Genomic DNA, 13,825 nt, shown 5'->3' with positions numbered 1-13,825 from the left:
TTTATGAATAAGCAAATTCAACAGGTAATTCCAGTATGATTTTTGTTCCGCATGGTTCTTGGTTTCCATCAATCAAATCTACAATCTGAATTTGTTGGAGGTTAAAAGAAAAAGAATGCTGCAACAGCTTTAATCTTTCTTCCGTTAACCGCAAACCCATCGATACATGTTGTGGGCTTTTTTGCATCTTGATTTCTTCAGCTTTTTGTCTTCCTATTCCATTATCTTCTATTTCTACCCTTAATTTCTTTTGTTCATGCAACTTCATGGATATTTTCAGGATCCCACCTCCTTTTTTAGGTGCAAGGCCATGCCAGATGGCATTTTCTACAAATGGCTGAATCATCAGAGGTGCAATCATTACATCTTCCGTATCAATACCTTCTTCTATCTGAAGAAGAAATTCAAAACTATGATTGCAACGCAAATTTTCGAGTTCAACATAAATTGATAAAAATTCAATCTCTTTTGACAAAGGTATAAAATCACGTTCGCTGTTTTCCAGAATCATTCGTATTAATCTGGCAAATTTGGTTAAATAATCTGAAGCTTCTTCCGGCTGATTGGTCCAAATATATTTATGAATAGAATTCAGGCTATTGAAGATAAAATGTGGATTCATCCTCGATCTGAGGGATTGTAGCTCGAGTTGCAATGCTCGCTGGCGAATCTTTAGTTCACGGTGGTGAATGACAAAATAACCTCCAACAACGATTACCACAATTAGTGCCATTAGAGACAAAGCAAGGATCAGATTGCGATCTGATTCCAAGTCTTTCAGATAAGCTTCATTCTGAAGTAACTGAATTGTTGCATTTTTCTTGTCAAGCTGATATAAAACTTCAAGTTCGGCCATTCTGTTACTGATCTTATCATTGAGCAAACTATCTTTATAATTCAAAGCCTTTTCCAGCATTTCCATTGATTGTTTGAAATTACCCTTTCCCGCATAATATTCCTGCAGAGCCTGATAAGCCTTCATAATCAAGGATTTCGCTCCTATCGATTGAGCGATACTAAGTCCATGAGTTATATGATTATGGGCTTCAGGATATTTTTTCATTAACAAATAAGTATATCCCAGGCTGATATAACTATCTGCCACATCTATTACATCACCGATCTGATCGCTTAACTGGAGGGCCTTTGTAAAATAATCCAATGAGAGCTTATATTGGCCTAATTTCTGATAAGCCTGCCCAAGATTATTGTAAGAAATAAGTTTACCCTGAAGGTTGTCGATAAGCTGATTGTAAGAAAGAGATTTAATAAAATAATCAACAGCTTTATTGTATTGATTTTTTCCTTCCAGTGCCAATCCGATATTTGCATAATTGATGGCCAGTCCCAGATTGTTGTGATGTTGTTTTTCAATTTCAAGTGATTGCTGGAAGGAAGCGATAGCCTTATCATATTGTTCTGTGGATAAATAGATATTTCCGATGCTGTTGATAGCTATGGCCTGGCTGCGCCAGTTGCCAGATGCTTCTGCAACATGAAGTGCCCGCATATGATATTCAAAGGCCTGCTGGTTATCATCCAATCGCCTGTATGCTACGCCAATATTGTTTAGAATAGATGATAACAAACTACTATCCTTTGTGCCTGAAGCATATTCGAGTGCTTGCTTGCCATAATTGACAGCAAGCAGATAGCGAGCCACATTGCGTTGATCCACACACATCGCATTATATACCCTTGCCAGCTGAAGGGAATCGTTCATTTTTTCAGCCAGCTTCAGTGCCTGAGTTAAAAAGGGATTTTCTTGTTCACGTTTATGCCATTCATTCCGATAAATACTGCTTGCATTCAGCAGATAATGAATTTTAGCTGTATCGCTTTTAATGGATGTAATTGTATCAAGCTGATGCTGAACGATAGCTGTTGTATCCACATGAATTTTTGTTCCTGCAATACCGGCTAACCAGAGAAAACCGGCCACAAACATACATGTGCAGGAGGCAAAAATATGGGGATGAATAAGCTTCATTTCAGTTTAATAAAATTTATCAGCAATGTTGCAAAAGGCTTAGGAAATGGTTGTTTTTTCGATAGGAAGGTTGTGCATAATCTTTTGCACATAATCCATAGCCATCTGAAGCTGCTGGGGTTCTGTCAGATGGGAATTATCAATTACAAATGCATCAGCAGCTTTTCTGAGGGGGCTCACGGCGCGCTGGGTATCAAGCCGGTCGCGTTCAAGCAAATTTTTTTCCACTTCAGCCAGGCTGATTTCCGGATGGAGGGGTTGAAGTTCTTTCCATCTTCTTTGTGCACGAATCTTTACATCGGCCGTCATAAAAATTTTCACGTCTGCATCCGGAAACACCACCGTTCCGATATCCCGGCCATCCATGACGATTCCTCTCTGCTTACCCATCCTGCGCTGCTGAGCAACTGCAAATTCCCGCACTTCAGGAATAGCGGCAACCTGGCTCACAGCTTCTGACACCTCCCAGCTGCGAATGGCCTGCTCCACATCCTCACCATTGAGCAGTATCACCGAACGTCCGCTGGAAGGATCGTATTTAAAATCCAGATGGATATCTTTCAACACCTCGCGAATGGCAGCCAGGTCATCAAGATTTATTTTTCTACGAAGCAGCTCATAGGTAATGGCTCTGTACATGGCCCCGCTATCAATGTATTTGTATTGCAATGCAGATGCAAGTTGCCTGGCAAGCGTGCTTTTTCCACACGAAGAATAACCATCAATAGCAATAATCAGGGGGCGCATGCATAACAAAGTTAAGATTGTTTTTGTGATTTCATAAAAAAGGGATAGCGATTTGCTATCCCTTGGCATGTATGGTTATGCGAGAGGTGTAATTCAGCTTTTCTTTTCCGTAGCTGGAGAGGAAGCGCTGCTTACCTCGGGTTCGGATAATTTCAGCCGGAACTTCAAGGCTTGATTTTTTTCATCGAAGTCGGCAATAAGCACATCACCCTGCTTTACCTTCAGCATCAGGATTTCTTCTGCCAGCGGGTCTTCCAGATATTTCTGGATGGCCCGATGCAAGGGCCGGGCACCAAATTGGGTATCGTAACCCTTATCGGCGAGGAATTCCTTGGCAGCCTGGGTCAGCTCCAGTTTCACACCCATGTTTTCCAGCCGCTTGTGCACATCTTTCATGATGATGTCGATGATGGCAAAGATATGTTCTTTGCTCAGCGGGTTAAAGATCACCACATCATCAATCCGGTTCAAGAATTCGGGAGAAAAGGTACGCTTCAGAGCTTTTTCAATGACAGCCCGTGTATTTTCTTCCTCATTGGACCGTGCTGCCGTCACAAATCCCACACCCGCACCAAAGTCTTTCAGCTGCCGCACACCAATATTGGATGTCATGATGATCAGGGTGTTCTTGAAATCAACCTTCCTGCCCAGACCGTCGGTGAGATGGCCATCGTCGAGCACCTGGAGCAGGATATTGTAAATGTCGGGATGAGCTTTTTCAATTTCATCCAGCAATACTACGGAATAAGGCTTGCGCCTTACTTTTTCGGTGAGTTGCCCACCTTCCTCGTATCCTACGTAGCCGGGAGGAGCACCAATGAGCCGACTGACCGAGAATTTTTCCATGTACTCACTCATATCAATGCGGATGAGTGCATCTTCCGAATCGAACAAATACCGGGCAAGCGCCTTGGCCAACTCTGTTTTACCGACGCCTGTGGGCCCAAGGAAGATAAAGGAACCAATGGGTTTGCGGGGATCTTTCAATCCTACCCGATTGCGTTGAATGGCCTTGGTAACCTTCAGGATGGCTTCGTCCTGACCTACCACAGCCTGGCGAAGATCGTCGGCCATATGCAACAGCTTTTCCGATTCGGCCTGTACCATGCGCTTCACCGGGATTCCCGTCATCATGCTCACCACTTCAGCCACATCTTCTTCCGTTATGGGATAGCGGCGATGTTTGATTTCTTCTTCCCATTCGGCCTTGGCTCTTTCGAGCTCCTCGCCCAGCTTTTTCTCGGTATCCCGCAGGGCTGCAGCTTCTTCAAAACGCTGGCTTTTGACCACCCGATTCTTTTCCTGCTTGATTTCTTCAATTTTCTTTTCCAGATCCAGGATATGCTGGGGCACGTTGATATTTTTCAGATGCACCCGGGCACCTACCTCGTCCATCACATCAATAGCTTTATCAGGAAGGAAACGATCGGTGATATAGCGGTCGCTGAGCCTAACACAAGCCTGGATAGCTTCTTCGGAATAATCCACGTTATGAAATTCTTCATACCGGGATTTGATGTTCATCAATATCTGAATGGTTTCTTCCGGTGTTGGCGGATCAATCATTACCTTCTGGAAGCGCCGGTCGAGCGCTCCATCTTTTTCAATGTACATGCGGTATTCATCGAGTGTGGATGCACCGATGCATTGCAGCTCACCCCGTGCCAATGCGGGTTTGAAAATATTGGATGCATCCAGTGAACCAGAAGCACCACCAGCCCCGATGATGGTATGAATTTCATCAATGAATAAGATCACATCCCGGTTCTTTTCCAATTCATTCATGATGGCTTTCATCCGTTCCTCAAACTGTCCGCGATATTTGGTACCAGCTACCAGGGCAGCCAGATCGAGGCTCACTACCCGTTTGTCGAAAAGCACTCGCGATACCTTCCGTTGTACGATTCGCAAGGCCAATCCTTCTACAATAGCCGTTTTTCCAACGCCCGGTTCACCAATCAGAATCGGGTTGTTTTTCTTGCGGCGGGAAAGGATCTGGGATACACGTTCAATTTCCTTTTCCCGGCCTACAATGGGATCCAGCTGACCCAGCTCGGCCAGGCGGGTGATGTCACGGCCAAAATTATCCAGTACCGGCGTCTTGGATTTGGTGCTTGCCTGACGTGTTGTGCGCGAACTGTAGCTGCTTTTCCTTTCTTCATCAAACTCTTCTTCGCCGGTTTCATCGGAATATTCAGCCTTGGGATCGGATGATTTTACATATCCCAATTCACTTTTGAAGCTTTCATAATCCACATCATATTGCTTCAGCAGCTGGGTACAGATGTTTTCCTTGTTTTTCAGAATGGAAAGCATCAAATGTTCTGTTTCTACTGTGGGGCTTTTCATGGATTTGGCCTCCAGCACCGTCACCCGAATGACTTTCTCGGCCTGTTTTGTGAGAGGAAGACTATTAATATTGGCAATATTTTTACCTGTTTTGTCTCTCACGGCTGCCTCAACCTCTCGTTTCAATTCTTCAATATTCACGTTCATGGATTTCAGGATCTGAATAGCCGTACTCTCTCCCTCCCTGATGAGGCCCAGCAGCAGATGTTCAGTGCCAATGAAATCATTCCCCAACCTCAAAGCCTCTTCCCTGCTGAAGGATATGATTTCTTTTACCTGTGGTGAAAAGTTTTGATCCATTGTTTGTCGAATTTGATTTTGTTTATCCAATCAGCCTGCTTGAAAGCAAGGAGCTGATCAATACAATATTAGTAAATAATTTCGAATTATTTCTGCATCCGGATTTTCGGCCAAAATGCAGAATCATCCTATCTTTAACAAAAATTTATTCTTCATGTTCAAAATCGATACCAGAGAAAAATACCGGACAATACGCGTGGAAAAGGATCGGTTTGATGCTAATTTGACAGCCGAAATTACAACTGCATTACAAAATGCTGACGGAATGTTGCAGGGCAATCTCATCTGGGATCTAAGTGAAGTGAAACAGATTGATGAAGATAGTTTGTCCATCCTGGAAATTATTTATGAATCTTGTTATGCCAGCGGATATTCCTGTTGTATTGTTTGCGGGCGTTCACCTGTTTGCAACACCCTTAAAAAAAGGAATCGCGACTGGAATCTGGTACCTACATTGAGTGAAGCCGTTGATCTCATTGGCCTGGAAGAGATGGAAAGGCTCCTGCAGCAATCTTCCACAGAAGGCCAGGAAGAAGGTGAAACTGAGAAATTGTCATGAATGTATGCCTTTTGCAGTAACCATCCTTGGTAATAATTCGGCCATTCCTTCCCATGAGCGATTTCCCACCGCACAGGTTGTAACATATGAAGATGAGCTTTTCCTGATTGACTGCGGCGAAGGCACCCAAATGCAGCTGGCGAGATACAAAATCAGGAGAAACAAGATTTATCACATTTTCATCAGCCATTTGCATGGAGATCATTATTTCGGGCTCATCGGTTTAATTAATAGCTTTAACCTGCTGCAACGCACCGAACCGCTGCACCTGTATGCCCCAGCTGAACTGGAATCCATTATCTGGCGCCAGCTGGAATGTGCGGCTACCATCCTGCATTTCCCTCTTCATTTTCATCCGTTGCAGGTGTCCGGATTTCAACTTATCGCCGATCTTCCCCATCTGCGCATCAGCTGTTTCCCAACCAAACACCGGATTTTGTGTTTCGGATTTTTATTTGAAGAAAAGCCCCGGCATCGGAAAGTGATTCCCGAAAAAGCCCGGGAAGCAGGTGTTCCCCTGAGTTTCTATAAAAACCTGCAACAAGGAGAAGATTACGTATCGGCCACCGGTCACATCATTCCCAATGATGAGCTTACTTTACCTCCACCGCAACCCAGGAAATATGCCTACTGTGCCGATACCCTGTATGATGAAGGACTGATACCCTACATTGCTGGTTGCGATTTGGTTTACCACGAGACTACCTACCTCCAGCAGGATTTACATCGTGCTATTGAACGGTTTCATTCCACTACCTTGCAAGCTGCAACACTTGCCCGGAAAGCACTTCAGGATAAGGGCAAACTGCTGATCGGCCATTTTTCATCCCGCTACGAACGGCTGGAAGATTTTGAAAACGAATGCAGGAGTATTTTCCCAGAGACCTATCTAGCCCTGCAGGGAGCTACTTATTTCGTGGGCACTCCCTGGAAAGCACGCATGTAATCGCGGATTTGCTGATGCAGCGATGCCGACACCGGCACCAGCGGCAGCCGTAGCATGTTCTCACAAAGACCTGCTTCTGACATAAATGCCTTGATACCGGCCGGATTATTTTCAGCAAACATCATCTGGAAGGCATCCAGTAAACGATAATGCAACTGACGGGCTTCAGAAAATCGTTCTGCCAGGGCAAAACGTATCAATTCGCTCATTTCTCGCGGAAAACAATTGGCAGCCACGGAAATCACCCCCTCAAATCCGCATGCAATCTGTGCCAGAGCCAATGCATCATCACCGGAAAGCAGCAAAAAACCATGGGGCTTGTGTTTGGCAAGTTCCATGCACTGCTGCAAATCACCGGAGGCTTCTTTCACGCCGACAATATTATCCAGCTCAGCCAAACGCAATATTGTTTGCACGCTTACATTTCTGCCGGTACGGCCGGGAACATTGTAGATGATCACAGGTTTGGGAGAAGCTTCTGCAATGGCCTTATAATGCTGATACAGTCCTTCCTGGGAAGGTTTATTGTAGTAAGGCGATACACTGAGTACAGCAATAGCCTGATCAAGCGGACAGGTTTTCAATCGCTTGACTACATCGGCAGTATGATAATCGCCCAGACCTACCACTACCGGCACCCGCCCGGCTACTTTTTCAAAGGTAAAAAGAATGATCTCTGTTTTTTCTTCTGCAGAGAGGGTGGGTGTTTCACCGGTGGTGCCCAGGCTTACGATGTAATTAACGCCGCCCTGAATCACATATTCGATAATGCGTTCCAATGCAGGATAATCTACCTCGAGGCGTGCATTGAAAGGAGTTACAATAGCTACTCCCGTACCGCGGAGCATTTCCTGAATATCACTCATTGATGTGTATTTTAAAAAAGACCACGATTGTAAATTGTTTCAATGGCAGATTCATTCCACTTCTCTGAACACTCCCATCCGGGAAAATTTCTCAATCCGTTGGCGGATGCGTTCTTCTGGTGGAATCGGTTCCAGTTCATCAATAGCCTTCAGAATCCATCCTTTGAGTGTTTCAGCCATTTCATCTGGATTGACGTGAGCGCCGCCCAAGGGTTCGGGGATGATATCGTCAATCAAATGAAAAGATTTCATGTGGGCCGCCGTTAGTTTGAGCTGTTCAGCAGCCTGTTCTTTGTAGTCCCAGCTCCGCCACAGGATGGACGAACATGATTCTGGTGATATCACGCTATACCAGGTATTTTCCAGCATATAAATCCGATCACCTACGCCAATACCCAAAGCTCCACCCGAAGCACCTTCTCCGATCACAATGCAGATAACCGGCACTTTTAGCAACACCATTTCATAAAGATTACGGGCAATGGCCTCGGCCTGTCCACGTTCTTCAGCTTCCAATCCGGGAAAAGCGCCCGGTGTATCGATTAACGTAACAATGGGTTTGTTGAATTTTTCGGCCAGTTTCATTAGCCGCAAAGCTTTTCGGTAACCTTCCGGATTGGCCATGCCAAAATTGCGCAGCTGACGCATGCGGGTATTGACACCCTTCTGATGGCCAATGAACATGATGGTGCGATTGGCAATATCGCCAAAACCGCCAACCATGGCCTTATCATCTTTCACTTTCCGATCGCCGTGCAATTCGATGAAATGCCGGCACATCCTTTCAATGTAAGCCAGGGTATAAGGCCTGTTGGGATGGCGGCTCAGCTGCACACGCTGCCAGCTGGTGAGCTGTTGGGTGATTTCCAGCCGTTTCTGCCGGATTTTTTCTTCAATTTCCTTCACCGTAGCCGATACATCCACTTTGCTTTTTTCTCCTGCCTGCTTTACTTTTTCAAGCTGTTCATATAATTCAGCTACCGGTTGTTCAAAGTCTAAAAACTGCATGGTTGGAATGGCTTAGACCCTGTAAAGATACAGCCAAAATATTTTTTCCTGGTTGGTATGCTATTTTTCATAAAACTGCCTAACTTTGCAAGCCCTGAATGAAACACACCCGGCTATTGAGCTTGCAAGCGGAAAGGTAGGTTTTGCAGTGAAAAGCGGGGTTGAAGTTCGGGAGCTACATCAACTATATGTTCTTACATTTTGCGTGGTTACGGACCAGTAGTTCAGCTGGTTAGAATGCCGCCCTGTCACGGCGGAGGTCGCGGGTTCGAGTCCCGTCTGGTCCGCTATCCATCCTGATAGGTAAGCCTTCACCCTTCATTTGCTATTTATTTTATCCAAAGTCACCTTATTTATCCAAAATCAAACTTACCACCGGCAACCAACCTGGTTACTTACCATCAATTACTGCTCCAACCCCATTAGCGTATATTGGACGGCAAGCCACCCAGCCGCCTGGAAAACATTTTAAAAAAAATGGGAAGTGTTAATAAGGCTGATTCATCTTTTATAGCCTTCAGGCATTGGCAAGAGCTACAATGATGTCGTATTTGGTGATGATATGGTAATGGCCGCTTTCATCTTTGCAAAGCACGGCCCCATTGTCTTTATTGATATAAGCCGAAAGACGTTCAATGGGTGTATCCATGCCCACAACCGGGAAAGGCTTCTCCATGGCTTCTTCAGCTCTGGCATTGCGAATGTGTGGGTCGCGTAATAATTTGTTGAAAATGCCACTTTCAGATAAGGAGCCAATGGGTTCACCATTTTTCATAACCGGCAATTGCCCGATATCATGGTGCTGCATCAGCTCAATGGCCTGTGTAACTGGCTCATGAGCTTCTATGGCAATTAGCTGGTCGTGTACACGCGCATTCAGCATATCCTTTACGGTTTTTACATGCAGAAATCCGCGTTCCAGCATCCATTGATCGTTGTAAATTTTGCCCACATACCGGCTGCCATGATCATGGAAAATGACCACCACCAGGTGTTCGGGCTTCAGGCGATCTTTGAGCTGCAAAAGACCCGCCACCGCACTGCCAGCCGAATAACCCACAAAAATCCCTTCTTCCTTGGTAATGCGCCTCGCCATGATGGCTCCATCCTTATCGGTTACTTTCTCGAAATGGTCAATGACACTCATGTCGTAATTTGCCGGCACAAAATCTTCTCCTATTCCCTCCGTAATGTAGGGATACACTTCATTCATATCAATTTCACCGGTATCATGATATTTTTTGAGCAATGACCCATACGTATCAATAGCCCAAACCTGGATATTTGGATTTTTTTCTTTCAAAAACATACCCGTACCGGTAATCGTACCACCGGTGCCGGCGCCCACCACCAGATGGGTGATCTTGCCTTCGGTTTGTTCCCAGATTTCAGGTCCGGTGGTTTCATAATGAGCCTGCCGGTTGGAAAGATTGTTGTACTGGTCAATGTAAATGCTGTTGGGAATTTCTTTGGCCAGGCGTTTGGCTACCGAATAATAGGAACGCGGATCATCGGGTTCGACATTGGTCGGACAAACAATGACTTCAGCACCCAATGCTTTCAGGATATCGATTTTTTCCTTGGATTGCTTATCCGTGATGGTGAAAATGCATTTATATCCTTTTACGATGGCTGCCATGGCCAGCCCCATGCCGGTATTGCCGGAAGTACCCTCAATGATGGTGCCGCCGGGCTTTAGCAGACCAGCTTTTTCAGCATCTTCAATCATTTTCACGGCCATCCGATCTTTGATGGAATGTCCGGGATTGAAAAACTCCACCTTTGCCAGCACAGTACAGGGTAATTCAGCTGTGACCCGGTTGAGTTTTACCAGTGGGGTATGGCCAATGGTTTCCAGAATATGCTGATAATATGCCATGGATAATGCAACTGCAGATTTATTGCAAAGTAAATGAAAAATAGCCAAAGATGCGGATTGCGGCTTGTTTCAAAAAATTCTTTACGGCTGTGAGCTCTGTGTGATGTAGGTTTGCACCATAAACCAAAAACATCATGGCAGGTGTATTGTTTGTAACCGGCATTGGTACCGATGTAGGGAAAACGGTTGCCAGCGCAATGTTGGTGAAAGCTTTGCAAGCCGATTACTGGAAACCCGTACAATCGGGCGCCACGGAAGGTACGGATGCTCAACGCATTCAACACTGGCTGGGTTCATGGGTGAGGGTTCATCCGGAAGTATATCTGTTGCAAAAAGCCGTTTCGCCTCATCTGGCTGCGCGGGAAGAAGGAGTGCATATCCAATTGCAAACGATATACGAAGCTTTTCAGCACATCTACCATCCCGACAGATGGCTTGTGATAGAAGGAGCAGGAGGTTTGCTGGTGCCTTTAAACGAAGAACAAACTTTTCTGGATTTGATCAGGCTATTGCAGGTACCCGTAGTACTGGTATCCCGGCAATATCTGGGTAGTTTAAACCACACTTTGCTTACCATGCAGGTATTGCAACAGGCGAACATCGCAGTAGCCGGATGGATCTGCAACGGACATTATGAGAGCAATGAAGAGGATCTGGAAAAATGGCTGCCATGGCCTAAACTGGCTGCAATGGAATGGACGGAACAAATCACTGCAGCATGGTTTGAGAAGCAAGTGCAGCAGCTGAACACCCAACATGTATCTACCTTTCAATCTTCGCATTGCAGATGATTGCATCAGCACAAGATCAAAGCATTATTGAAGCTGTACCTAACTTTAGTGAAGGACGCGATCAGGCTATCATCCGGCAAATCACCGATGCCATGGCCCTCGACAAGGATGGCCGGCTTCGCGAAGGCATGAGAATCCTGCACGTGGATAGCGGAATCGCAGCCAACCGGACGGTTGTCACGCTGGCTGGTAGTCCGGATGCAGTCACGGAAGCACTGTTTGAGGGTATCCGGAAAGCCACAGAACTGATTGACATGCGCAGGCAGCAGGGCGTGCACCCACGCTTAGGCGCCACGGATGTATGTCCGCTAATTCCCCTGCAGCACGTTTCCATGCAGCAAACCGTACAACTGGCCAGAAAGCTGGCCAGGCGTGTAGGCGAAGATCTTCAGATCCCGGTATTCCTTTACGAAGCAGCCAGGTTAAGGGAAGAAAGAAAGCGTCTGGCAACCATCCGGAAAGGGGAATTTGAAGGATTGGCGCAAAAAATACAGGATGTGGCCTGGCAGCCCGATTATGGACCAGCAATTCCTCATCCCACTGCCGGGGCCATAGTCATTGGCGCCAGACCTTTTCTGATTGCTTTTAATGTACACCTGGATACCTCGGATGTACAGATTGCCAAAACGATAGCCAAAGCCGTTCGCGATACCGGTAGGCCAGAGCATTCTTCAACCAACAGCTCAAACCCTGTTAACCAGCAGGCAGGTTTAGCCGGCCTGCGTGCTATTGGATGGTATGTGGAAGAATATGGCCTGGCTCAGGTATCTATGAACATTACCGATGTGGTAAGAACGCCTTTGCATCTTGCTTTTGAATCCGTAAAACAAAAGGCATCAGAAATGGGCATTGGCGTAAAAGGCAGCGAAATCATTGGGCTTGTACCCCTGGCTTGCCTGCTCGAAGCCGGTACATTTTATGCCAGACAGAAGGGGATTCCTGCCGACAACCACCATGATGAGGAATCCCACCTGAAACTGGCTATTGAACAATTGGGGTTGCATCAGCTGCATCCATTCGAGCCCCGGCAAAAAATTCTGGAATATGTAATGCAGCAATATCCCGATGTATTTTCCCTGAAATCCGTACCCTTGCCTTTGGCGATGGATGTGGCTCCGGGCATTTATCCGCCGGAAGAGTAGCATAAGTGAACCGATTGTTTGATTCTGTGCATGCTACGGAAGCATTATTTATCGTCTCTCCTGCTGTTTTTCTTTACCTTGCTGCCCGATGAATGAACAAAAACCTGTTCAGGCTTATCATCTGCCATGGTATCGTTGGTTGTTATGGCCATTGGCTGCGCTGTATGGGTTGGGCGTGTGGCTGCGCAACCGGCTTTACGATATCGGCCTGTTATCGGCTGTGCAGTTTGATGTGCCGGTCATAGCCGTAGGTAATCTTGCCATGGGCGGCACAGGTAAGACGCCACACGTAGATTGGCTGGTTGAAATGTTGAAAGTTCACTATGAACCTGTAATCTTAAGCCGGGGATATGGCCGGAAGTCAAAAGGCTATGTGTTGGCTCAGCCACATACCACAGTGGATGATATCGGCGATGAACCTATGTTGTTACACCTGCATCATCGCGAGGTGCCGCTCGCAGTAGCCGAGCAAAGGGTATTGGCTATCCCCCAGCTGCTGATGGATGCAGCCGAACAGAAAGCTTTTTCAGACCATCGTTTTGTGGTGGTTCTGGACGATGCTTTTCAACATCGGAGCCTTAAACCCGGCATCAGTATTTTGCTAACTACCTGCAATCAGTTGTATGTGGATGACCGGTTGTTTCCCGTAGGTTATTTGCGGGACTGGAAAACTTCTGCCCGCCGGGCCGATATCATCATAGTAACCAAATGTCCGGATGATCTTACCCCTGCGCAGGCTCAGCAAATCCAGCACCGGTTACATCTGCTTCCCCATCAGCAGATTTTTTTTACCGGACTGCAATATGCCCATCCATACGATTTTTTTACCGGTCAACCTGTTGAACCGGATAAAGACACAGAGATTTTGCTGATAGCAGGAATCGCGCGCCCGCAAACACTTCTGCAAGCACTCTACCAACAGTTTACTCATATCCATCCCCTGTTTTTCCGGGATCATCATGTGTACCGGGAAAACGATATCCGCCGCATAGATGAGGCTTTCCAGCAATTGCCCGGACCCCGCAAAGCCATTCTCACCACAGAAAAAGATGCCGTGAAACTCTGGAAATTCAAGGACGACATACAGCAACGCCGCTGGCAGCTGCTGGTTCAGCCAGTGAAAATTTATTTCCTGTTCGATCAGCAACAGGCTTGCATGCAATATATTGGACAATATCTTTCGCATGCATCAGCCGGTTTTTTTGATTGAGCTTCAGCCGGAACTTGTATTTTTACACAATGCTTCCC

11 protein-coding genes and 1 tRNA gene are annotated in these 13,825 nt (G+C 46.1%); 6 read left to right on the top strand and 6 right to left on the bottom strand.

Annotated features, from left to right (window positions below):
- Position 1: 1 nt before the first annotated feature.
- The 3 genes from BM367_RS09585 to BM367_RS09575 form a co-directional block, all read right to left on the bottom strand.
- On the bottom strand, positions 2-1,990 hold the full coding sequence (locus BM367_RS09585) for a tetratricopeptide repeat protein (protein ID WP_092460110.1): 1,989 nt from the start codon (positions 1,988-1,990) through the stop codon (positions 2-4).
- A gap of 39 nt (positions 1,991-2,029) precedes the next feature.
- Entirely contained in the window at positions 2,030-2,737 is a 708-nt protein-coding gene (cmk, locus tag BM367_RS09580; protein WP_092460109.1) for a (d)CMP kinase, read from the bottom strand.
- A 93-nt stretch (positions 2,738-2,830) separates the two neighbouring features.
- Positions 2,831-5,386 carry an ATP-dependent Clp protease ATP-binding subunit gene (locus tag BM367_RS09575; RefSeq protein WP_092460108.1) on the bottom strand — a complete coding sequence of 852 codons (2,556 nt, stop codon included), beginning with the start codon at positions 5,384-5,386 and terminating at the stop codon, positions 2,831-2,833.
- Positions 5,387-5,540: 154 nt separating this feature from the next.
- Between BM367_RS09575 and BM367_RS09570 the strand changes: the two genes are divergently transcribed.
- Together BM367_RS09570 and BM367_RS09565 are read left to right on the top strand one after the other, a co-directional pair.
- Complete coding sequence (locus BM367_RS09570) at positions 5,541-5,945, top strand: STAS domain-containing protein (protein WP_143103998.1); 405 nt, start codon at positions 5,541-5,543, stop codon at positions 5,943-5,945.
- 4 nt (positions 5,946-5,949) lie between these two features.
- On the top strand, positions 5,950-6,891 hold the full coding sequence (locus BM367_RS09565) for a ribonuclease Z (RefSeq protein WP_092460106.1): 942 nt from the start codon (positions 5,950-5,952) through the stop codon (positions 6,889-6,891).
- On the opposite strand, the gene dapA is transcribed toward BM367_RS09565, so the two are convergent.
- Together dapA and BM367_RS09555 are read right to left on the bottom strand one after the other, a co-directional pair.
- Positions 6,855-7,757 (bottom strand): 4-hydroxy-tetrahydrodipicolinate synthase, encoded by a 903-nt coding sequence (gene dapA / locus BM367_RS09560; RefSeq protein WP_092460105.1) that lies wholly within the window; start codon positions 7,755-7,757, stop codon positions 6,855-6,857. The genes BM367_RS09565 and dapA overlap by 37 nt on opposite strands.
- 51 nt (positions 7,758-7,808) lie before the next feature.
- On the bottom strand, positions 7,809-8,765 hold the full coding sequence (locus BM367_RS09555) for an acetyl-CoA carboxylase carboxyltransferase subunit alpha (RefSeq protein ID WP_092460104.1): 957 nt from the start codon (positions 8,763-8,765) through the stop codon (positions 7,809-7,811).
- Between the two features lie 213 nt (positions 8,766-8,978).
- Here BM367_RS09555 and BM367_RS09550 point away from each other — a divergent pair.
- A tRNA-Asp gene (locus tag BM367_RS09550) sits at positions 8,979-9,052 on the top strand.
- A 230-nt stretch (positions 9,053-9,282) separates the two neighbouring features.
- Here BM367_RS09550 and BM367_RS09545 read toward each other — a convergent pair.
- The gene (locus BM367_RS09545; protein WP_092460103.1) at positions 9,283-10,644 is read right to left on the bottom strand and encodes a pyridoxal-phosphate dependent enzyme; all 1,362 of its coding nucleotides are present in this window, start codon (positions 10,642-10,644) and stop codon (positions 9,283-9,285) included.
- Positions 10,645-10,778: 134 nt separating this feature from the next.
- On the opposite strand from BM367_RS09545, the gene bioD reads away from it, so the two are divergent.
- From bioD to lpxK, 3 genes are all read left to right on the top strand, one after another.
- The gene (bioD, locus tag BM367_RS09540; RefSeq protein WP_092460102.1) at positions 10,779-11,435 is read left to right on the top strand and encodes a dethiobiotin synthase; all 657 of its coding nucleotides are present in this window, start codon (positions 10,779-10,781) and stop codon (positions 11,433-11,435) included.
- On the top strand, positions 11,432-12,577 hold the full coding sequence (gene ftcD / locus BM367_RS09535; protein ID WP_092460101.1) for a glutamate formimidoyltransferase: 1,146 nt from the start codon (positions 11,432-11,434) through the stop codon (positions 12,575-12,577). The genes bioD and ftcD overlap by 4 nt, the downstream gene beginning before the upstream one ends.
- Positions 12,578-12,665: 88 nt before the next feature.
- On the top strand, positions 12,666-13,787 hold the full coding sequence (lpxK, locus tag BM367_RS09530) for a tetraacyldisaccharide 4'-kinase (protein WP_092460100.1): 1,122 nt from the start codon (positions 12,666-12,668) through the stop codon (positions 13,785-13,787).
- Positions 13,788-13,825 lie beyond the last annotated feature (38 nt).

The organism is Thermoflavifilum thermophilum, from assembly GCF_900116565.1.
GTDB classification, from domain to species: Bacteria; Bacteroidota; Bacteroidia; order Chitinophagales; family Chitinophagaceae; genus Thermoflavifilum; species Thermoflavifilum thermophilum.
This window is presented reverse-complemented; position numbering and strand designations above follow the sequence as displayed.